16 protein-coding genes are annotated in these 23,170 nt (G+C 41.2%); 7 read left to right on the top strand and 9 right to left on the bottom strand.

The genetic code is table 11. The annotated features are described in order from the left end of the window. Window positions 1-35: 35 nt before the first annotated feature. Window positions 36-656, top strand: a complete 621-nt coding sequence (locus RMX98_RS29740; protein WP_322676634.1) for an rRNA large subunit pseudouridine synthase E — start codon at window positions 36-38, stop codon at window positions 654-656. 284 nt (window positions 657-940) lie between these two features. Here the strand turns inward: RMX98_RS29740 and RMX98_RS29735 are convergent, their stop codons facing one another. Further along, window positions 941-2,275: a 50S ribosome-binding GTPase gene (locus RMX98_RS29735; RefSeq protein WP_322676623.1), complete on the bottom strand. Its 1,335-nt coding sequence runs from the start codon at window positions 2,273-2,275 to the stop codon at window positions 941-943. A gap of 226 nt (window positions 2,276-2,501) precedes the next feature. Here RMX98_RS29735 and RMX98_RS29730 point away from each other — a divergent pair, with 226 nt between their 5' ends. After that, window positions 2,502-3,371 carry a hypothetical protein gene (locus RMX98_RS29730; protein ID WP_322676622.1) on the top strand — a complete coding sequence of 290 codons (870 nt, stop codon included), beginning with the start codon at window positions 2,502-2,504 and terminating at the stop codon, window positions 3,369-3,371. Here RMX98_RS29730 and RMX98_RS29725 read toward each other — a convergent pair. From RMX98_RS29725 to RMX98_RS29705, 5 genes are all read right to left on the bottom strand, one after another. Further along, window positions 3,341-3,589: a hypothetical protein gene (locus tag RMX98_RS29725; protein WP_322676621.1), complete on the bottom strand. Its 249-nt coding sequence runs from the start codon at window positions 3,587-3,589 to the stop codon at window positions 3,341-3,343. The genes RMX98_RS29730 and RMX98_RS29725 overlap by 31 nt on opposite strands. Next, entirely contained in the window at window positions 3,579-3,785 is a 207-nt protein-coding gene (locus tag RMX98_RS29720; protein ID WP_322676620.1) for a hypothetical protein, read from the bottom strand. The genes RMX98_RS29725 and RMX98_RS29720 overlap by 11 nt, the downstream gene beginning before the upstream one ends. Next, window positions 3,785-4,012: an addiction module protein gene (locus RMX98_RS29715; RefSeq protein WP_094347640.1), complete on the bottom strand. Its 228-nt coding sequence runs from the start codon at window positions 4,010-4,012 to the stop codon at window positions 3,785-3,787. Before RMX98_RS29715 ends, RMX98_RS29720 begins: the two co-directional genes overlap by 1 nt. A gap of 79 nt (window positions 4,013-4,091) precedes the next feature. Next, a complete protein-coding gene (locus RMX98_RS29710; RefSeq protein WP_322676619.1) occupies window positions 4,092-6,731 on the bottom strand; it encodes a PAS domain S-box protein in 2,640 nt (879 codons plus the stop codon). Window positions 6,732-7,264: 533 nt separating this feature from the next. After that, window positions 7,265-7,963 (bottom strand): rhomboid family intramembrane serine protease, encoded by a 699-nt coding sequence (locus tag RMX98_RS29705; RefSeq protein WP_322676618.1) that lies wholly within the window; start codon window positions 7,961-7,963, stop codon window positions 7,265-7,267. A 181-nt stretch (window positions 7,964-8,144) separates the two neighbouring features. On the opposite strand from RMX98_RS29705, the gene RMX98_RS29700 reads away from it, so the two are divergent. The 3 genes from RMX98_RS29700 to RMX98_RS29690 all read left to right on the top strand — a co-directional run bounded on the left by RMX98_RS29700 (window position 8,145) and on the right by RMX98_RS29690 (window position 14,286). After that, window positions 8,145-10,277, top strand: coding sequence for a tetratricopeptide repeat protein (locus RMX98_RS29700; protein WP_322676617.1), 2,133 nt, complete (start codon window positions 8,145-8,147; stop codon window positions 10,275-10,277). 293 nt (window positions 10,278-10,570) lie between these two features. After that, a complete protein-coding gene (locus RMX98_RS29695; protein WP_322676616.1) occupies window positions 10,571-13,000 on the top strand; it encodes a hybrid sensor histidine kinase/response regulator in 2,430 nt (809 codons plus the stop codon). Then, entirely contained in the window at window positions 12,997-14,286 is a 1,290-nt protein-coding gene (locus RMX98_RS29690; protein ID WP_322676615.1) for a response regulator, read from the top strand. The genes RMX98_RS29695 and RMX98_RS29690 overlap by 4 nt, the downstream gene beginning before the upstream one ends. 464 nt (window positions 14,287-14,750) lie before the next feature. On the opposite strand, the gene RMX98_RS29685 is transcribed toward RMX98_RS29690, so the two are convergent. Next, window positions 14,751-16,526 (bottom strand): serine/threonine-protein kinase, encoded by a 1,776-nt coding sequence (locus RMX98_RS29685; RefSeq protein ID WP_322676614.1) that lies wholly within the window; start codon window positions 16,524-16,526, stop codon window positions 14,751-14,753. A 563-nt stretch (window positions 16,527-17,089) separates the two neighbouring features. Between RMX98_RS29685 and RMX98_RS29680 the strand changes: the two genes are divergently transcribed. Further along, complete coding sequence (locus RMX98_RS29680; protein ID WP_322676613.1) at window positions 17,090-17,779, top strand: hypothetical protein; 690 nt, start codon at window positions 17,090-17,092, stop codon at window positions 17,777-17,779. 87 nt (window positions 17,780-17,866) lie between these two features. Here the strand turns inward: RMX98_RS29680 and RMX98_RS29675 are convergent, their stop codons facing one another. Then, complete coding sequence (locus RMX98_RS29675; RefSeq protein ID WP_322676612.1) at window positions 17,867-19,417, bottom strand: GTP-binding protein; 1,551 nt, start codon at window positions 19,415-19,417, stop codon at window positions 17,867-17,869. Window positions 19,418-19,602: 185 nt separating this feature from the next. On the opposite strand from RMX98_RS29675, the gene RMX98_RS29670 reads away from it, so the two are divergent. Next, the gene (locus RMX98_RS29670) at window positions 19,603-21,039 is read left to right on the top strand and encodes a carotenoid oxygenase family protein (protein ID WP_322676611.1); all 1,437 of its coding nucleotides are present in this window, start codon (window positions 19,603-19,605) and stop codon (window positions 21,037-21,039) included. A gap of 335 nt (window positions 21,040-21,374) precedes the next feature. Here RMX98_RS29670 and RMX98_RS29665 read toward each other — a convergent pair whose 3' ends face one another. Continuing rightward, window positions 21,375-22,361, bottom strand: coding sequence for a transposase (locus tag RMX98_RS29665; RefSeq protein ID WP_409882004.1), 987 nt, complete (start codon window positions 22,359-22,361; stop codon window positions 21,375-21,377). Window positions 22,362-23,170: the final 809 nt, after the last annotated feature.

The raw sequence follows: 23,170 nt of genomic DNA, 5'->3' as shown, positions 1-23,170 counted from the left end.
GAGACGCACTCGCGTTTGCTCAATACAAGTTCCCAATGCCCAATCATCACCGATATATTATTTTTTACAAACCTTATGGCGTTCTCAGCCAGTTTACAAAAGACGCCCCCACACATAGCACCCTAAAAGATTATATTGATGTGCCTGATGTGTATCCTGTGGGACGCTTAGACTGGGATAGTGAAGGATTGCTGCTGTTAACGAACGATGGACAATTGCAACATCGCCTCGCTCATCCGCGTTTTGGTCATAAACGTACTTACTGGGTACAGGTAGAGCGAATTCCAGATGCTGATGCAATCAAAAGGTTGCAAACAGGTGTAGAAATTCAAGATTACCGCACTCAACCAGCAGAAGTTAGGCTCTTACTAGAAGAACCACAGTTACCTGAACGCATCCCGCCGATTCGATTTCGCAAAAATGTACCGACAGCTTGGCTGGAAATGACTTTGACTGAGGGAAAAAACCGCCAAGTACGGCGCATGACTGCGGCTGTAGGGTTTCCGACTTTGCGATTGGTCAGGGTCAGCATAGCTCACTTACAATTAGATAACCTACAATTGGGTCAATGGCGCGACCTCACCGCATCTGAACTTCAATTTCTGCATCATTTCAGTAAATCGAAAAGTTTTCCCCCAAAAGCCAAAACGTCATAACAGGAATTTGACTTTCTATATTGACTATCATTCTGCGCTAATTGCTAATTGCTAATTGGTATTAGACAGGCTTGAGTATTGAGCCAAGATTGCGATCGCGTTGATTATACAGCAAATTTCAAGGAAAGTAAGGTACACAAGCTCGCGTCTGTTACCTAGATATAAAGCGTGTTTTACTGCTGAATTCTGCTGTATGAATCTGCGGGTTATCAACCGATAGCAGCCTATGGGCGCTATGTGGGAAATCCAGTTAGTGTTTGTTTTGAGAAACGGATTTTTGAGTCTTAATGTTTAATTCCTTTAAACCGTTCTTGTGCGGCTTGAAATGCTTCTTGCATCACCAACTGAATTTTCTGGGGATCGGGTTTTTTACCTCCCATTAAATCACCAAAGTAAACGCAGGCTGCTTCCCCTAGTGCCCAGGTATAAGCAGCTGCCCAAGAGGCAGCGATCGCACTCCCAAAACCTGGTATAAATTTAATTAGTTCTCGTGCAATAGCTTGTGCTAAAAAACCACCTGCGATCGCACTCACAACACCTCCCGCCTGAGATGGTGTAACTGTCTGCCCATATAATTTACCCAACAGACCCACCATTGAGACTTGCAAGGCAGTGAGTACGGGCATTGTCGCAAATGGCAAAGGCACAGCAGCAAGGGTGGCAGACATAATCGCAAATGGCAAAATATAACGGCGGGCAGCATCTCGGTAAAGGTTGCCTATTTGCTTGCCAACTTCTTCTCGATCTAAAAGCTGATAAATCGCCTGGGCTTCTGCTTGTGGGAGTAGTTCTGCTAAGGAATCTCGCAGTGCTTCTAAGCCGTAAAATACTGGAGTGTAGCCATCTTCTTCTAAGGTAAAGTCAATGAGTACAGAGCGATCGCTTATTCCTGCGAAGGCTTGTTGCATTGCGGCAAATGCGCGGTTGACTTCTTGATAATCTGGCGGATAAGCGGGATGATCGACGGTATCGGCAGGATAAACTTCGTGCAAGCAGGTAACTACCAGCAGACAGGGAATGTCTGGATACTTCTGGCGCAACTGTTGAGCAATTTGTCGTAGCGTATCAGTTGCAAAGTCATTGATTTTAACCGTCAAAAGCAGGATTCTGGCGGAACGAGTTTCCTGTTGTAAATCGCCAACTAACTCCTGAATAATTGTTTGAGTATCTTGTTTAACATCACCCAGCCCGACTGTATCAGTAAAAATCAGTAACGGCAGGTCATTAGAAGGATAGGCATAGCGCTCGGTGTGTTGGGTGTGTGGGCGAAATCCCTGACCGACAATTTCGGCAGAAACTCCCGTCAATCCCCGCACAACTGAACTTTTTCCGGCTTGAGGTTTACCAATTAAAAGGGCTTCTGTAGTTGGCAGTTCGGCTCGGATTTTCTCTAAAATCTCTGCAACTTGAGTTTCACTCACATTAAACCATTCCACAACCGTCTGTGCCACTTGTTCTACGGGTAGGATTTGCGTTAAATGTGTTGTTGCTTTGTTCCAGACACCAGCGATGCGGTTTGTCCAGGAATTATCGACCGACTTGGTAGTTGCTTTATCGGTCGGTTCACTCAATTGCTGAGAATCAATTGGCGGTGAGTCAGCATCACGTTGCTCAGTCATTTCTATCCAAACGTAGAAGACCCTTTTACTAATCTTATAGCGATTCTCAAAGGGATAACTAGTACCGTTAGTAGTGTTCCTGGCCGATCGCGTTTTTTGATTACCTTACTAAAATAAAGGTGAGAAAAAACACTGACTTTTCACCATATCTCCATGTTTGAAATCACACAGAGACTTCGAAGTATTTGTTATGACAGATCATCAATTATGAGTGAGATGTCATCCTATGTTCGGCTTGCTTTGCCTAATTAACATCACTTCGCTTATTGCCTTTGGAGTTGGGTTGATTAGCCCAAAACTGGTACTTCCTAGAGGAAAATGCACTCGGCGTAAAAGCTCTGAAGTTTATCTTTCTGCATTTGTGCTTTCCTTTGTTGGAATGATCGTCTTTGCTCCAAAGTCAGAGCCAGCAGTGGTAATCGCACCAGCGACAAAACTGAAAACTGAAGTAAAACTAGCGCCTGCTCAAGAAGTAAAATTACCAGCCGCAGATGTAGCAAAACAGGAGTTAAAGCCATCACCAATTTCTACGCTAAAACAAGAGGTAACACCAACTCCAACACCCACAGAAACACCTACATTCGTCGCTTTTGACCCTAGCGTGTGTAACACAGATGCTTATCTTCCAATTAACGGAGCCAGTATCGCACTGTACACGACCTGTCAGTACATCAAAACCGATTTAATCAAACCTGAATCGGTTTCCGTTGTCACTGGCGCAAACGGTGACAGCGACCCATTAGTACAAGAGTTGCAAGCTGAATCAGGGTTTGAAAAAGTCATGTGGAGAGATTACACTATTGCACCGGAATCAGGAAAAGATGTGTGTGTTGAGTATAAAGATGAATCCGTGTCTTGCCTGACGTTTTCCAATGCTGATGAGACGGCTGAGGTGCAAGATCAGCCACAAGTTACCACAAACATTCCAACAGGTAGCAAGTGCGACAGCTTTGCCACTCAAGAGGAGGCGCAAAAAGCCCTGCCATCTAATCCACAACTGGATAAAGATGGTAATGGGACAGCCTGCGACTCACTCGTTTCTGGAGGTGGGGGTAGCTCACACTCCTATACAGTCCGTCGCCGTAGAAAAAAGTAGTACCAGCAAATTATTGTTTTGACTGACAATGCCATTACATCGGCTAACAATGCCATTGCATCGGCTAACAATGCCATTGCATCGACTGACAATGCGATTACATCGACTGACAATGCGATTGCATCGACTGACAATGCCATTGCATCGACTGACAATGCGATTGCATCGACTGACAATGCCATTGCATCGACTGACAATGCGATTGTTTTAATTTGCAAAGGGAAATTTGCGCGTTAGACATCGACGAATGTCTTCGTCAATAACAGGCCAGCGAGTCGGTGACTGGATAATTCGGAAAATTGCATCCTCAACCGCATTAATAAATGCTTGTGCTAATTCAATCCGGCGCTCTGCGTAAAACTTGACTGCTTCACCGTATTCACTCAACGCTGCTGGATGAAAGAAGTATTTCATTACTCCAAAAGTTGTCTTACTCTAGCTAACGCTTCCTCTCCAGGAATGGGTGAAACTGCACCGCTACGAACTTCATCTCTACGCTTCTTGGCTTCATCTGTCCACAGTGTTTGGAGTGTTTCGTCTACATCAAATTCAAGACTTTCAACCAGCTTTTCTGCCAACAATGCTCTCGCTGCACTGGGCAAAGTTAAGGCTTCTTTCATGATCTGCTCAACAGATGCCATAATTTCTGAGTTTAGCAGGAAAGCAGGAGACTTCGCACAACACTAAAGTGATGGATAGCCGACGGACGCTTATCTAGGATCAACTTTGCTCAATCAAATCAGCGATCGCTTTTACCAATACATCTGGATCTACTGGTTTGGAGATATGCATTTGAAATCCTGCTGCTAGTGCTTGCTGCTGATTCATTTCTCCAGCATAAGCTGTCAGTGCGATCGCGGGTACGCTTCCTCCTTGTTGGGGCGATCGCGATCGCACTTCACGCATCAGCATATAACCGTCTGTCTTTGGCATTCCAATGTCGCTAATTAAAACATCTGGTATTGACTCAGACAGTGCCTGTAATGCTTCCTGTGCTGATGATACGGCGGTTACTTGTACGCCGTAGTCTTGTAAAATAAAGGTAACTAAATCACGGATATCTGGTTCATCGTCTACCACCAAAACTTGAGTGTCCGAAAGAAGCGAGGATTCAGGATCGCAAGGCGAAGACTCATTTTGTTGATGGTAAACATCTTCATTTTTAACCAAAAGCGGTAGTTCAACGATGAAAGTGGCCCCCGCTTTTTCTCCAGGACTTTCGGCTTGAACTTTTCCTCCATGCATTTCTACAATTCTACGCACAATCGCTAATCCTAAACCTAGTCCGCCAAATGTGCGTGTAGTTGTACTATCAGCTTGGCGAAAGTAATCGAACACATAAGGCAAAAAGTCTGGGATAATTCCTTTACCTGTATCGCTGACCTGAATTTGAACCTGATTAGCAGCTTCCATGAGTCGAATTTCTACCCGTCCTCCAGTTGGTGTAAATTTTACTGCATTGGAGAGCAAGTTCCACATAACTTGTTGAAGCCGATTTCGGTCGCCCATAACTTGTCCCAAACTGGGATCAAATATGGTTTGAATTTCAATTGACTTGGCTTGTGCTGCTAGTCGTACCGTTTCTAGTGCTGCTTCAACTACCATTACCAAGCTGACTGGACAGATATCTAAGTTTAATTTTCCTTGGAGGATGCGAGACACATCCAACAAATCTTCAATTAGCTGGGTTTGTAACTTGGCGTTGCGTTCAATGGTTTCCAAGGCGTGGTTAGTAGTTTTTTCATCAAACTTGCGAGTCCGCAGCATTTTCGACCATCCCAGGACGGGGTTGAGTGGGGTTCGCAGTTCATGGGAGAGAACCGCTAAAAATTCATCTTTAATTTTGTTGGCAATTTCTGCTTGTTTACGTGCTGTTCTTTCGCGGGAGAGTAGGCGATCGCATTCTTTTTCTGCCAATTTGCGATTGGTAATATCCAGTACAAAAGCAACGCCATGTTCTTGAGAATCATTTAGCAAAGCTTTCCCCAAAACAATTGGTACTCGCTTCCCGTTGCGGTGGATGTACTCTTTCTCATAAATTTGGGAAACTCCAGTGGTTTGCACCTCCAAAAGGGCGCGATCGTCTAAATCTTTATATTCAACAGGAGTCAGTTCTTGCCAATTAATTTTACCTAAAGTGGCATCATTACGAGTGTGGCCAGCTAGTTCAAGAAAGGCATCATTGGCATCAATAATCAAACCATCTACAGTCCAAAAAGCGACCCCAATCAAGTTAGATTCAAACAAACGCCGAAATCGTGCTTCACTTTCACGTAATGATTTTTCTGCTCGTTTGTGTTCGGTAATATCACGAGAAACAGCGATTACACCTTCAATAGTTTGGTTAACATCGCGTAATGCTGTGAGGATATATTCATAATAATGCACTCCATTAGCAGTAACATATTTACACTCATCCTTAATTGGTTGCCCGGTTTTCATCACAGCTTGTCGTTGATTATCTACTTGCGTTATTAGGTCTGCGGGTAAATCAAGTTCTGGCAAGGTTTTTCCGACAATTTCTTGGGGCTTTAAACCTAATATTGTTGCTCCATCACGACTAACATACTGATAGCGACCTTGGCGATTAAAGATGTAAATATGATCGACGGAGGCGGTAAGGATGGCATTTAAAATATTTGCTTGTTCTTGGACTTGGGTTGTTAGTTCGCGAGTGCTTTCTTCTGCCTGCTTACACACAGTAGTTTCCATACAAACGCCGATCATTCGCACTGCTTGCCCTTGTTGATCGTAGATAAATTTTCCCTTGGCAGAAATCCAATGGATACTTTGGTCTGAGCGAACTATACGAAATTCATCATTGTAGTTAGTTTTATGTGCCAAAGCGTAGGCGATCGCTTGCGTTACAGATTGCCTGTCTTCTGGATAAACACACTTTTCAAATGTCTCATAAGGCCCATCAAAACTACTTGGAAGTAAACCAAAAAGTACTTCATAATTTTCCGACCAAATAACTTGATTGGTAACAATATTCCAATCCCACAAACCCATTTGGGAAACATCTAGAGCTAGTCTCAGCCGTTCTTCACTATCTCTGAGGACTACTTCTACTTGCTCTCGCTTTGCAATTTCTTGTTGAAGTTGCTGTAAAATGACTCCCACATCTTTTGGTATATTGATAGCTGTGGATGTATCCTTTTCAATATGCAACTCAACAACTGGAATATGAGGATTTTCTACTTCTACTGGCAGCTTGCTTTTGAGTTCTATTAATTCTTCTTCAAGCGCTGCTTGCCTTTGCTGATAAGATATCTCTGATTGCTCTAATTCAGCAACACGCTGACGCAAAACTGCTAATTCATCAGCGAGTTGAAAGTTAATTTTATCAACATTTGGCATCTTGTACACCGCTTATACTTAATAACACCGACTTGCATAGTCGGTATGCTCTAGTTTAATCTATGAATTTTTCAAGTAAGGAATGCAATCTATCAAAAGGTGTATAAACACTTTCAAATTAAAAATTTGACCACAGCAATCATTTTGTCTATTAACTATATGCATTATTAAGCAAAAATATCTTCGTAATTTCAGCCAAAAGGCATATATGAGTTTCAATAAATGTCGGGTAAGCACTGCCACAAATATAAAAATTGAGGTTTTCGGTATAGCACAAGCCTTGGTGGTTAGGACATCATCTGTTGATGAAACTTAGACACAAAAAGACTTGTCACTCAGCCCCCAGCGATGCACTGAGTTTCGACACTTCGACTACGCTCAGTGCACCGCTACGCGGTAATCGAGCGACTTGCACTGAGCGGCGTCGAAGTGAGTCGAGATTCAACTACCGCGCAGTCGTTGTGTCCCTCGTCCCTTGCTATATCAGTCAATAGTGCTTATCCTAAAAAAATATCTAAATACTTAAATAAAGTTTATCTTTTTAATTGCATGAAAGCTGCACCAATTAATAATGCCACTACCTGCCCCCAAAAAACAACACCCGATTGATTTACGCCAACAGGAGGAATATTTAAGCTACCTATACCATAAAATAACTGTTGTAAAAACCACCAAAATATATAGAAAAAAGCTGGTATTTCGATAGGAATATACAATATTATTAACGGCAAAATGGTGTCAATTTTAGCTTTAGGAAACTTCATAATGTATGCTCCTAATATAGCTGCGATCGCACCATTTGCCCCAATCAATGGAACTGGCAAACTCGGTTCAAGCAGAATTTGTATTACACCTGTCGCTATCCCAGTAGCTAGATAAAATCTTAGATAGCGTCTGTGTCCTAGAAGATTTTCTACAGTTTTCCCAAAAACCCACAAAAATAGTAAATTTCCTAATATTTGACTAAAACTGCCGTGCAGAAATATTCCAAACAATAGGGTAAATAGCCGCCAAATAACAACTATCCAAGCAGCAGAGTTGAAAAAGAGAGCATTGGTAATTGCTCCACTAATCTGTGCTGGAATCATACCCCAAGTATTGACAAAATAGCCTAATTGACCGCTAAACTCTAGTTGAAGTTCCCATAAAAATACAGCCAGGTTAATAGCAATCAACCAGTAATTAATAATTGGTTTGTTTCGACAACGAATGTTATCACTAATAGGAATCATATATATTTGTCATTGGTCATTGGTCATTAGTCATTAGTCATTTGTCATTTGTTATTCTCCCCCGCTCCCTGGTCACTGAGCGTAGTCGAAGTGCTGCTCCCCTGCCTCCCCTGCCTCACTTCCCCTTAACGTGTGGCAAGATTGAAATCAGATCGCATCGCACTTATACTAGGCAAACGAGATGCTAGGAAACACACTTGTAGGAAGATACCAAATTATTAGTAACTTGGGAGGTGGGGGTTTTGGTGAAACTTTTGTGGCAAGTGATACTCAATTACCCGGTTCACCTCTATGTGTCGTTAAGAAACTTAAGCTCCAAGCAACCGATCCGGTAACTTTGGAGACAGCTAGGCGTTTATTTGACACGGAAGCACAAGTTCTGTATAAATTAGGAACTTACGATCGCATTCCCCAACTTTTAGCTTACTTTGAGGAGAATACCGAATTTTATCTCGTACAGGAATTGATCGAAGGGCATGACTTGAGTCAAGAATTAATACCAGGCAAAACCCTAAGTCAAGAGCAAGTAATTTCACTTTTACAAGAACTTTTGACAATCTTAGAATTTGTCCATCAACAGAATGTAATTCACCGCGATGTCAATCCGCGAAATATTCTTAGACGCCAACCAGATGGCAAATTAATTTTAATTGATTTTGGTGCAGTTAAACAAATTGCTACTCAAGTTATTACTCCTCAAGGTCAAACTATAGCTACTGTTGCTATAGGTACGCCTGGTTATATTCCTGGTGAACAAGCTCATGGTACGCCAAAATTAAGTAGTGATATCTATGCTGCGGGAATAATTGCTATTCAAGCTCTGACTGGATTATCAGCTGAAGAAATAGTCAAAGATGCTGATACTAATGAAATTATCTGGCATAATCAAGCCACGGTAACGCCAGAATTTGCTCAATTTTTAGATAAAATGGTGTGCTACGACTTTCGGCAACGCTATCCTTCGGCAACGGTGGCATTACAAGCGCTGAAAGAGTTAACACAACCACCCACCCAAACAATAGCTTTAACTCCGATTTCTCCACCCCAAAATATCAACAAACCGCAACCAAAAAAAGGCAGATTTGGTAAAATTTTACTATCAATATTTTTACTTGGTATTGGCGGAGTAGCATCAATATTTATTTGGAATAATATTAATTCAAATAATGCCATAGAATTATCGAAACAAGGAAATACACTTTTTGATTTGCAACGTTATCAAGACGCGCTAGAAGTCTATGAAAAAGCCGTTAATATTAAACCAGATTATGCTCAAGCCTGGAATGGCCAAGGCAAAACGCTGGATAAATTAAAAAAATACAAAGAAGCATTAGCAGCCTATGATAAAGCAATTCAAATTAAACCAGATTATTTAGATGCTTGGGTTGGACGAGGTTTTGTCTTGGGAAATTTACAGCGATATCAAGAAGCGATCGCATCTTTTGACAAAGCTTTACAATTAAATAACAACAACTCAGAAGTCTGGAATGCTAGGGGTGAAGCTTTCAGCAATTTAAACCAATATGATCAAGCAATAAAATCTTATGAAAAGGCGATTGAACTCAAACCAGATAATTACGAAGCTTGGTACAAAAAAGGATTAGCGTTGCAGAATTCTCAGCGATATGAAGAAGCGATCGCAGCCTTGGAAAAAGTCGTTGAACTCAAACCAGACTATGAGCAAGCTTGGTATAACTTAGGGAATAATCGAGTTAAGCTCCAACGATATCGAGATGCATTTACAGCTTATGATAAAGCTGTACAATACCAGCCAAATTATTATCAAGCTTGGCTTTCTAGAGGTAATGTCCTGCTAAATTTACAACGCTATCCAGAAGCGATTGAATCTTTTAATCAAGTAATTAAATTAAATCCGAGAAATTATCAAGCATGGTATAATTTGGGCTGGTCACTGCATCAAACCCAACGCTATGAAGAAGCAATAAAATCTTACAATAAGGCAGCAACAATTAAGCAAAATGACTATCAACTCTGGTATAATTTAGGAAATTCACAATACATTTTACAGAAATACGAAGATGCGATCGCGTCTTATAATAAAGCAGTTCGTTATAAACCAGACCATTATGAAAGCTGGTACAGTAGAGGCAATGCCCTATTAAAATTGAAACGGTTTAAAGATGCGATCGCCTCTTACGATCAAGCAATAAAATACAAGCCTAATTACCAACAAGCAATAGACGGCCGCAGTCAAGCCCAAATTCAACTGCAAGGCGAAATATCAAAGCCTAAACCTGTAATTGTGCCAATTCTTCCATTTCCAAATTCCACCAATCCACCGCAAGGGAATTAAAAATTAAAAATTGAAAATTGAAAATGAATACAGCGTGAGTGTTTTATTCATTTTTAATGGGTGGTTTATTTACGTTGTGCTGTACTAGTACGTTAACAATCCGTAATTAGAACCAAGAATTAGAATTTTAGTTAATTTGCAAGAATGGTTTGAGATAAAAACTTATAATCGTGGCATTACTATAAATTTATTGTCTATTTTACCAAAAGCTGTGAGCATCGGTAATTTCTGGGGAAATCTAAAGATAACCTAGAATTTTTTCTTACCGAACTATGTGATTAAGGAGCTAACCCTTGATACGAGCAAACTCCAGCTTATCAGCATCTAATAAAGAAAATCATCCCTCAGAAAATTTACTAATTCGATTTATTCTTGGCGGCACTACCCTTGTAGTCAGTATTTCTGCCTATTTTAGCTATCAAGCTGCTAGAAATCTGATGCTCAAAGATTTGAGACAGAGCGCTTTTTTAGAGGTACAGAGAGGGGGTGCTGAAATTGAGGAGTGGTTACACGTTCGCCAAGTAGAGGTAGAAACCCTGGCGAATACTTCAACTGTACGTTCCTTAAACTGGTCTGTGGCAGAACCCTATTTAAAAGCAGAAGTTAAGCGGATAAATGAATTTTTCTTTTTCCAAATAGCTACCCCAGATGGCTCATATTCTAATACAAAAGTTGGTCACTCAAATAAAAATATTCAAGATCGAGACTACTTTCAAAAAGCAATTGCGGGAAAGAGCAACATTTCCGATCCCTTTATTAGCCGTTCTACAGGAATTCCTTTAATTGCGATCTCCACCCCGATTCGGTCAAATGCTAGCAGTACACCGATAGGGGCCTTCCAAGGCAATGTGAGAGTCGATCGCATTGCAGAGGTTGTTAACTCCCTGCATTACGGCACAAACAGCTATGCTTTTGCTCTCAATTCCCAAGGACAAGCGATCGTCCATCCAAACTCGGCGTTAATGTCAACCGTCGAAAAACCTGCACCCAGCCTGCTGAAAATAAGCGATCGCAATTTAAATGCGATCGCCCAGAGGATGGTAAGCAAACAACACAAAATTGAGTTGATGGAAATTGACGGCACTAAAAAGTATGTAGCTTATCTGCCGTTGAAAGCTACTAATTGGTCTGTGGCTTTGGTGATTCCCCAGCAAAATATCGAATCTCGATTGGAATTCCTCGATTTAATTGCCTTAATTGTGGGTGGACTTACTGTCACTATGATTACCGTCTTGTGGCAGGTGCAAGCATTTGAACAAAGTGAACTGAAAAAATCTAAAGCTGCGGCTGATACAGCCAACCATGCTAAAAGTGAATTTTTAGCAAACATGAGTCATGAACTGCGAACGCCCTTGAATGGCATTCTCGGTTGTGCCCAAATTTTACTGCGTTCTCCAGCTTTACCTAAGCAAGAGCAATATCACGTCAATATTATTGAACAATGCGGCTCTCATCTCCTGACTTTAATTAATGACATTTTGGATCTTTCCAAAATTGAAGCAAAAAAGTTAGAACTGCATCTAGATGATGTGCATTTCCCCTCCTTTCTTCAAGGAATTGTCGAAATCTGCCACATTCGGGCAAAACAAAAGGGCATTTCCTTTGTCTATAAACCCGCGCTCAACTTACCTACAGGGGTTCATGTTGATGTCAAAAGATTACGTCAAGTGCTATTGAATCTGTTGGGAAATGCCATCAAATTTACAGATAAAGGTCAGGTTACTTTTAATATTGAAATGATCGATCAACCTCCCAGTGATGGGCAAACAGTGAAACATCGCCTTCGCTGTACTGTAGAAGACACAGGAATTGGCATAACTCCCGCAGAATTGAGCAAAATTTTTCTGCCCTTTGAACAAGTAGGTGAGAAAAAGCGGCAAGCTGAAGGCACTGGGCTAGGTTTAGCTATTACTCGGCAGTTAGTACAGATGATGGGTAGCGATATCCATGTTCAGAGTCAGATCGGCCAGGGGAGTAGATTCTGGTTTGAGTTGGAAATTCCCGAAGCGACTGACTATTTTCAATCTGCGATGACTGCATCAAAAAAACAAATCATTGGCTTTGAGGGTAGCCCCTACACCATCCTGATGGTTGACGATCGCTGGGAGAATCGGACAGTGATCGCAAACTTACTGCAACCACTGGGTTTTAATGTAGTTGAAGCCAGCAATGGTAAAGAAGGTTTAGAAATAGCGATCGCTCTCAAACCAGACTTAATCATTACAGATTTGTTGATGCCAGAAATGGATGGGTTTGAATTAATTAAATACCTGCGTCACACTCCAGAAATTCAGAATGTCAAGATTATCGTCTCTTCTGCTAGTGTCTTTGAAACAGACAAACATCGCAGTCTGCAAGCTGGAGGTAACGCCTTCTTAACCAAACCTATACAGGTAGATGAATTATTGGAGCAACTAGAACAATATTTAAATTTAGTATGGATTTACAAGCAATCTGAGACTGACAAAGAAAAAGCTCAAGAAGCAATAACAGCCGATAGCCAATCTGCTCAATTAACTTATCCTTCCCCACAAATATTGCAGGAACTAGTTACCTTAGCTAGTAAAGGTAACTTTAATGCCATTCTCAAGTGGGCCGATCAACTTGATGAAACAGACACAACCTTCGCACCATTTGCTAACGAACTACGGCAACTAGCAAGGCAATTTGATGAAGATTTAATTCTAAGTTTCTTGACTAAAAATACCGTTGAAACAGTATGAAAACTATTATTGAAGACCAAAAGAATTCTATCAATTACGCTCCTTCCAGGGGAATTATCTTAGTTGTTGACGATAACCCTGCCAATTTACAAGTTTTATCCAGCTTTCTGGATCAGTCTAGCTTTGAAGTTTGGGCAGCACGTAGCGGTGAGAAAGCCCTTCAGCGATTAGAAAATGATGATTTACCTGATTTAATCTTGCTGGATGTGATGATGCCAGGTATAGATGGTTTTGAAACCTGTAAACAGCTAAAAAACAATCCTCGTGTCCAAGATATTCCGGTCATTTTTATGACAGCACTTTCAGAAACTGCTGATAAAGTCAAAGGTTTGCAATTGGGAGCTGTAGACTACATTACCAAACCTTTTCAGCATGAAGAAGTCTTAGTACGAATCGAAAATCACCTGAAGCTGAGAAATTTGACGAAAACCTTAATCGCTAAAAACGCCGAATTGCAACAAACTCAAACTCAACTGATTCAAGCAGAAAAAGTAGCAGCTTTAGGGCAACTGACAGCAGGAATTGCTCATGAAGTTAATAATCCCATCAATTTTATCGCTGGCAACTTAAATTTTGTTGAACAGTATGTACAAGAGGTAGTAAATTTACTATATCTCTATCAAAAATATCTGCCAGAACCACCAGATGAAATTCAAGCCGCAATTAATAAAAATGATATTAACTTTTTGTTAGATGATTTATCTAAAATTATTCAATCCATGCAAGTTGGTACAAATCGCGTTACAGAAATTGTGTCATATCTGAACAACTTCTCGCGCCACAGAGAAGCTGGTAAGAAACTAGTTAACTTGCATGAAGGCTTAGAAAGTACATTACTCATTCTCACACATCGCTTTAAACGAAATGCTCAACTCCCAGCCATCCAATTAGTTAAAGAATATGGGGATTTGCCACTTATTGAGTGTTTTCCTGGCGAAATAAATCAGGTTTTTATGAATTTAATTTGTAATGCGATCGATGCGATTGAAGAAAAAAATAAAAATATTGATACAAATTATCAAAATCCTGGAGTAATTAAAATTAAAACTGAGTTAGTTGGAGAGCAAGTTATTTTAAGAGTTGCCGACAATGGTTTAGGTATAAACAAAGCAGATGGCACAAAAATATTTGATGCTTTTTATACAACAAAACCCGTTGGCAAAGGAACCGGGCTTGGTCTATCTATTGCTTACCAAATTGTGGTTAATAATCATCACGGCAAGCTCACATACGATTCTAAACCAGGTGAAGGCATAGAGTTTATCATTGAACTACCCATCCGATAAATTAATGTTTTTTAGCTTATCATATCATGTCCGCCTAATTAGTTATAATTCCCGTATCTGTGCAAAAAGCGCAAAAGCCCCTTTTCTCCTGCTCCCTGCGGTCTAAATGAAATGATAAGTCTTTAACCGGACACGATATCAGTGGAGGATTCATATAAATAAACCACACGCATAAGGGCACAAGATATTGCACCCTTATACCAATTTAATGTGAAGTTGCAGATATCTCGATCCCCCTAAATCCCCCGATAAATTGGGGGACTTTGATAGACGTTTTTCCGGTTCCCCCCTTTTTAAGGGGAGCCAGCGCGGTCTTGGGGTCTCCCCAAGTGGAGCGACTGGCGTGGACTAGGGGGGATCGAATTCTATGCAGCTTCATAAAGAATTGGTATTACAATGACTGTATTCTAAGCATCTGAGAATTGCTGTATGTCACAAATCCATTTATCCAGAAATTGCTGTAACTACCGAATATTCACTTCTTGCAGGTAATTTACTCCCTGAAGATATTCAATTCTAGTAGCTGACTTTTTCGGGAGAAATGAATTTGCTTTTTTTGCAAAAGCTACCTTTTGATTATCAGCTATTATGCGTTGTTTTTGAGTATACTCATTCAATTTGACTTGAGCTTGAGCAAAAACTAAAGTATCTTGAGGAATATTTTTGAGAAATTTTACAGCCCGATCGAAATCACCAATAGATGCTTTTTTATAGGCTTTCTGTAAAAAGTAAGCTGCTCTGATCTGCCGCTTTCGATCATACTCAGCCAACTTTTCTTGAACTAAAGCACCTGCATGGCTTTCTTGAGGAATTTGACGCAGATATTGTAATGCAGCAGAAAAATCTTTGTTCTCGGCTCTTTCGTAAGCTTTTGCTAATAAATCTTGTGTCTGCGCTTCAATATTTACAGATGCTTTCTGAACTAGTTTATCTGTTTTAGATTGCCAATATAAAATATTTGGAACTTTAGCAGCAGCATGAAGAACATCTGACCATCTGCTCTCATGAAAAGCTATTTGTGCTATTTCGTATTGCTGTGCAGCTACTTGCCATTGTTCTTGCCATTCTTCAATTGTAGCTTGCGCTTCTGGGTAAACATTGCTGTGGGAGGGAATTGATTTAGCTAGTGCGATCGCTTCTTCCAAATCCCCTGCTTGATATTCTTTTTTTGCTTTATATAAAGTATCTGTTTCTGAGTATGCGGGTGCAGTATTAACTAAAGAATATACACCAAATCCCATTAATAAAGAATTAGCTGCCAGTCCTACTTTCATTCCTGTGAATAACACTGATGATTTTCCAGGCGCAGGATTTTTCGCTACTTCTAGGGAAAATTGAGAATCTGCTTCTAATATTTTTGATAGCTGAGTTTCCCATACCATCTGCTTAAGTACCCGCAGTACTTCACTCGCAGACTGAAAGCGGTCTTGATAATTGTAGCGGATCATTTGGCTGAGAACAGCAGCTAGATAATCGTTAACTGGCGTGTTTTGAGAACGCCAAAAAATTTCATTAGTATAAGGATCAACTTTTAATTGTAGTGGTTCTAGCCCTGTTAAAGCCTGAATGGCAATCATACCCAAAGCGTAAATATCACTATTGGGTTGTGTTTGACCAATAAATTGTTCTGGGGGTATGTATCCCAATGAAGTGACGGGAATTCGATAAATGGGCAATTCCGCACCTATGCCAAAATCGATAGACTGGATTGAGCCAAAGTCAATCATAACTAACTTGCGTAGGGCTTTGCCCTTGCCGGAGGCATCGCTAGTACGTCTGATCAAGTTTTCCGGTTTGATATCGCAATGGATCACACCTTGAGAGTGAACAAATTCTAGAATACTTAAGACATCTATCAAAAATTCTACAACTTCGCTTTCACTCCACAGACAGCCCCATTGTTGACCGATGGGCAATTCCGCAGTTAGCGCATGTCCTTCAATACACTCTTGCACTATATAAAATCGCTCGTTTTCTTCAAAGCAGGCGATAAATTCAGGAATTTGGTCATGGCTTCCTAGAAGCTTGAGGGTTTCGGTTTCAGTCAGAAACAGTAACCTCAGCATCTCCAAGTAGTCGGATTCGGAACTGCTAACTTTGATCTGTTTAATAACGCATTTGGGATTGTCTGGATAATCTACGTCTATAGCAATGTATGTTTGTCCAAAAACCCCTGCACCCAGGCTTTGGACAATTTGGTAACGCCCTTGTAGTAATTTACCGATTATGTGGTGGGTCATGACCTGGTTACTCAGTAAGTCCTTTTATCTAGTTTTTCTGACATTCCCTCTTGTTTCCGGAATGCTTGAAGAATATATTTACTGAACTTAACTATTTCGATGTCAACTTGATTTATTCCAGTAGTTTTACTTAAAAAATAGTATTTTTATTTATTAAGACTTATTAAGTTTATTAGCTTTTTATAATTCTATATATTTTTAGATAACTAATAAAAAATTTCAACCTTCAAAGCTATTTATCATTCATCTCTTTGTAAGAAATTAGATGCAATTTGAAAGTAAAAAATGAAAAACTTATAAAGTTTATATAAGCTTTATATAAAGTTTATATAAAGCTTATATATTTTTGCTGGAGATAATGTTTTTTATTCTATTATCCTAACAACAGCATTGTTTTATTTAATACATAATTTACAATGCCACAAAACCCTAGTGCAATACTGAATTTTTCACTACGTTTAGTTACTTTAATTGTCGAGCATCTGCGTTTTTTGAAAAGCAATGATTGCATAGGGGAAATTTTTTTGAATTTCAGCTAAACAGGTTCAAATTTAGAGGGATATATGCTCAAAAACTGTTACAAACTGGCAATTACGGCTGCCATTGTTGGATTTGGATTAGGTACGCTGAACATAGCCCAAGCAGCAACTGTTAGTTTGAGTAGTTCAAATCAAGGTTGGTGGAGTAAGGACATAACTAACAGTAACGAGAACGGCAACTATATAACTGGAAACACTGCTAACGGTTATCATAGCTTTTTTACATTCGATCTTAGTTCATTAGTTGGAGTCTCTTCAGCAACTTTGCAAGTTCAACGATTTAAAGGTTCAGGAGATCCAATAAAGACTTTAGGTTTTTTTGATGTTTCAACACCTGCTGATGTACTTAGTCAAAAAGTTAATAATCCCGACATCAATATTTATAACGATTTGGGAAGTGGTAAAAATTACGGTAATTTTAATGTTACCGCCTCTGGCGATCAAAACGAAATTCTAAGTTTTGTTCTCAACTCAGACGCTATTGCAGATATTAACAAAAGAAGTGGAGAGTTTTTCTCAATTGGAGGTGCGCTTCTGGGGGATCTTGGAATTGGAGATCAGTATCTGTTTGGATTTAGTGATTCGTCTGCTAAACTTGTGCTTGATACCGATCTAGCTACTGTTCCAGAACCTGGCACTCTTAGCGGGGCAGTGCTTGTTGGCATTACGGGTTTGTGGTTAAAGCTTCAAAGAAAAGCATTCCAAAATCTATAGGCTAATTTAATTTACGTTGAATCAAAAATGTTTGTAGTAAGGACTTTATTCCTGCTTTTGAAGATTGAAGTCCCTATTACAAACTTTTTATTCTCTGCTTTCTTCTTCCTCGATCGCCTCAGATTTTTCTTGTAACGGCTTGACTACCCGCGCGATCGCTTCCTGAATAAAAGCTTTAATAAATTCATCTCTGCGATTAATTTGAAACTGTTTCTGCACAACTTCCGTCATTCCCCCATCACCCCAATCTTGGTCATGACGAAAATATTCAATAAAACTTTTACCAGCAATTCGCGTTAAATAAGCTGCCGTCACGCCTTGAATTGCCCTACCAACCAGAAAGGTAGCAACATTGAGTTGCAACGCTGTAGATAATAATTGAATTGCTCCTTTGACAATCCCCAAACTAGCGATAGTTTTCGCTAAAGAAAGAGCTAATTCTCGTCCGCGTTCCATATTCAATTCACAGCCATAAACTCTGCCAATTTCTACAACCATTTGAGCGTTGACAGCTGCTGTCGCTAATAAATCTACAACTGGTATCGGCGTGACTGATACTACACCAGCACCAATCCATTGAAACCGTTCCACGATTTTGTCAGCTTGACGGCGACGCTGGCCATCGATGAGTTTTCGCGCTTCGTCTCCCAATCGCAGAGATTGTAAAAGAATATTATCTGCTACCAAATCTTCACCTTCGGCACGTAAAACAGCAGCCGTGCGTCGCAGCAAGGGAACAATATCCGGTTCCGGTTGAAAGGTTTCGCCAGTTTCGAGTTGTGCAGGTTGAGGATTAGCAGCGATCGCTACCACATCATTAGTAGCAATAAATCCCCGTACCCGTTGACGCAATCTCGCGAGGATAGATTCTTTATCTTCATCTGTATATAAATCAGTTTTGTTGAGAACAAGGAGCGATCGCTTCCCAATTTCTGCCAACCCCCGCAACGGCTCATATTCTGAGCGTCGTAAATCATTATCTACCACAAACAACAGTAAATCTGCTTCTGTTGCCAATTCTCGCGCCATTTGTTCCCGTTCCGTTCCCGCTACCCCGGCTTCTAAAATCCCTGGCGTATCTGTAATTAAAATCTTGCGTTCTAATCCCTTTAAACGCAAACAATAGGTTTCCCCAACCTGAGTTGTACCCATTGGTGCATCTACCTGACCGACCATGCGCCCCATAATTGCATTAACTAGAGAAGTTTTGCCAGCACTCCCCGTACCAAATACCACTACTTGAAGTTCACCCCGTGCTAGGTTGGCTTCAATCTCTCGCGATCGACTTAATAAAGCTTGGCGGGTGACTTCATCTTGAATTTGCGCTACTTGTTGCCGCACAGCCTGGAGAGTTGTAGAAGCAGCGTCAGATTTAGCAGCCGGAATTTGGGCCGCAGTCACTCGCTTCGGGTTGCGACGCGATCGCTTTTCCCCAGATTGAATTACCAATACATAATAGACAAAAGCCGCAACCAAGGCTCCAATGAGGACAATCAGCAGCAACAACAGCAAATTGCCTAGCAACGGCGAATAGGACAATTGCCAGTAGAGGCGTGATAGCGAATCAATTAGCCATAGAGCTAGCCCCAAAATGACGATCAGACCGACAATCAGCGTTACTATGCGTGACAGAGGCATGGCTAGGAAAGATTAGTGAGTATTCAGTAGGCAGATGCTTCTAATCTTAATAGTTTCGGTATTTTTTACCAGAGTGGTAAGAAGCAGCTTTTGCTCGACGAGGTGAAATTTGAGATTCTGAGGTATAGCAATTAAAAAATTGCAACAATGTAATTGTCTACATTAATATTTTCATAAATTTTAATATGCATACTATTACTAAAAAGTCAATCGATAAATCTTGGGCGAGTGCGATCGCAGAACCAGCAAAAGAATTTCCTCTTACTCAACTGTCAATTATTTCTGGCAAAATTCCAGATGGCTTGCGTGGCACACTTTACCGCAATGGCCCCGCACGGCTAGAACGCGGTGGCACTCGCGTGGGACACTGGTTTGATGGAGATGGGGCAATTCTTGGCGTTCATTTCACGGATGCAGGAGCCACCGGAGTCTATCGCTATGTGCAAACCGCAGAATATCAAGCTGAAACTCAAGCGGATAGGTTTCTTTATGGTGTCTATGGGATGCATCCGCCAGGCCCCATCTGGAAGCGTTGGGGTCAACAAATTAAGAATGCAGCAAATACCTCAGTGTTGGCTTTACCTGATAAATTGTTGGCTTTATGGGAAGTAACCAATCCATATAGCCTTGATTTGCAAACTTTAGAAACCAAGGGATTGGATGATTTAGGTGCTTTGGATAACGGATTACCTTATTCTGCTCATTACAAGCGCGATTCCCAAACAGGTGAGATTTTTAACTTTGGCATCAGCATCGGCAGTTCTGTACAACTGAATCTCTACAAAAGCGATGCGACTGGCAAAATTATCCAAAAAACTGCTTTTAAGCTAGATCGCTGCTCGATAATGCATGATTTTGTTTTAACTCAAAAGTATCTAGTGTTTTTTATGCCACCGATGCGGATGAAAACACTGTCAGTTCTGCTAGGTTTGACTACCTTTAGTGAATCTCTGGTGTGGGAACCTCAATTAGGAACCCAGGTGTTAATCTTTGACCGGGAAAACTTATCTTTAGTTAGTCGTGGCGAAACCGATCCTTGGTTTAATTGGCATTTTGGCAATGGCTATGAAGATGAAGACGGTTCCGTGATTCTAGACATGGTGCGATATGCAGATTTTCAACAAACTAATGAGTATCTTAGAGAATTTGCAACTGGTGAGACACACACAGTTTCTAAAGGAACATTGTGGCAAGTACGCCTCAATCCCCAAACGGCTAAAGTAACGGCAATACAGGAAGTTGTCAATCGCAAGTGTGAATTTCCTGTAGTGCAGCACTCGCAAGTTGGGCAACCTTGGCGCTATACTTACATATCATTAATGCCTCAAAGAGGGGATATAGACAAAGAATCGTTTGGTGCGATCGCCCGCTTCGACTACAAAACCGAAACCCTCACCGAAGCAGACTTAGGAGAAAACCGCTATCCTTCAGAACCCATCTACGCCCAAGATGCCCAAAACCCTGAGCAAGGCTGGGTGTTAACCGTTGTATACGATGGTAATTCTCATAGTAGTGAAGTTTGGGTATTTGATAGCGATCGCCTGGATGCAGAACCCGTTTGCAAACTAGGATTACCTAGCGTTATTCCCTACAGTTTCCACGGCACTTGGAATCCAGCATAACAATTCAACTGGGGATTGGGGAATGGCTAAGAAGCAAGCAAGACTTGGGGATAAGCAGACAATAAAAAAGCGTTTTCCCAATGCCCAATACAACTCTTAGAGAGGCTGCACTTCTCTACGAGACGCTCCGCGAACGACTACGCTCTGTTACCACGCCAACGGCTACGCGGTAGTTGAATCTCGACTTCGCTCGATTACCGCGTAGTCGAAAATCAGTACAAGTGCCCCATACCCAATTCAGGGTAACTGAAATTTTTGTGGGGATTTACAAAAGTTGGGGGGATGAGTATCCCTACTCATCCCCCTCGGTTTTAAATGCTGATTCACTGATAACATCAGGTTAGGGTAATTATTTTACACAATTCTTGGAACAGTAGGTTAACTACTTTGCTCATCAGCTTTCCCTGGATGTGTTTACCACCTAGCAATTTTTCACCTTGCTCAGTGACATTAGCTTTAAGTGAGTCACGGTAGTCGATCAACTCCTTAGTTAGGTCATTGCTTGGTAGCCTGCCGGTTTCAACCCCGGTTAAGACGTACTGCCACAGGCTAATTCGACATAGTGACGAGCCGCTAGCTTTCTCTACTAGACCATCCCCCGACTGCTCCAGCACAGTACCCATACCCAAACGCATTTTGAAAGTGTCGCGGCTGCGGTTGCGTTTAATGCGTTTGGTATCACCGGCTAAACGTCTGACGGTGGTTTCTCCGTTTTTGCGATCGCGTTCCGTTTTCTTCACCTCCCGCACTTCGTATTCAATGACTGGCCTGCCATTGACACCCAGGAACGACTCAAAGGGATAAATCCTGGTAAGCAGTCGCGATCGCACTCTCAGGCCAAAACCGAATTTGTCAAACACGCTCATGTAAGGCTGAAATTCATCTTCAGAGAGCATTTGAGTGATTCTTGCCTCTAAGTGCTGCTCAAAAAGGGCAATATCGCACATCCAACCAGCATGGAGTTCTAGGATTGGGTCAAACTCAATTTCATAGTCTTGGGCGATGGAAATTTTATAACGATTTTCAATTCGGGTTTTGGCGGCGGGCGAAATTTCCAGCCTTTTAGCTAACCATCCCCAAAGTGGTGGCAGTAATCCTGGTTTACTAGATGCGCTCTTGGTGTGCGCCATTTCTGGAAACTGCCAAGCCAGAAGCTGACGGGCATAATTCACAATTGGCGATTGCACCCGGTTGAGATGTTCTAGCTGTTGGCACACGTCGCGGAGTTCATCTATGGGTTCAGGGCGGTGCATGAGGAAATATCTCATGTTTAATTCGCCAGTTTCCAGTCGGTGATCTGGATCGTGACCGTAAGCAGCCATTGCTAAAGCATCAGCTGGATCGCTTTTATTCGGGAGGTTTTTACCTCCGCGATAACGTCTGAGTTCGACGTGACCAACCCAAAGAATTTTGATTTCTAGCTTTTTAAGGATGGATGCCCACAGTCTTGAATAGTGGTTTCCGGTTGGTTCTAAAACGGCATAATCTGGCTTGATTTCTGCTAAATAATCTGCAAATTCAAAAGCTGATTTTTGCTTCTTCTTAGCATCAGGATTGGAGTAAAAAGCCGGATATAAACTTGATGCTTTATTTCTGGTTTTATTCCAATATGTTTGTAATCCGCCCTTGGGATATTGTGTTCAAATATGGCAAGTTACGCTTGATTTACTAACATCAATTCCCAGAATTGTTAATTCTATTGTCATGGTTCTGCGAGATATGAGTGATGGTTTTAGAGACTGGCATCTCTTGAATTACCCGAACTTAATAGCGCACGAATCACCCTAACGCCCCACATATAAGGGGCGCGATTCAGGAGTAAACGCATTCGGGGAGTTAACTAGAGTTGTGTCGCGCATGAATTGGGGAACGCCTCACGAAAAGGGGCGCATTTCACTCTGAACGCTGCACAATACTAATTAACTTGCGGATGCTTTGGACACAATCCGCGACGGTGGCATTCTGTGCCACCGTTTCGGCTAGTGTGTCAGCTAGCCTCATCGGGCGGGGTAATGTTGGTGAAATTGGTAATGGAGCCGTGGAGTTCTGTTAAGAAAGAAAGCAATCCATCGCGTGTAAAATTCGTGAGTTGTAGGTTGAAATCAAAAGTTTCACTATTGTCGAAATCATT

The organism is Nostoc sp. DedQUE02, assembly GCF_034531035.1.
Taxonomy (GTDB): domain Bacteria; phylum Cyanobacteriota; class Cyanobacteriia; order Cyanobacteriales; family Nostocaceae; genus Nostoc.
This window is presented reverse-complemented; position numbering and strand designations above follow the sequence as displayed.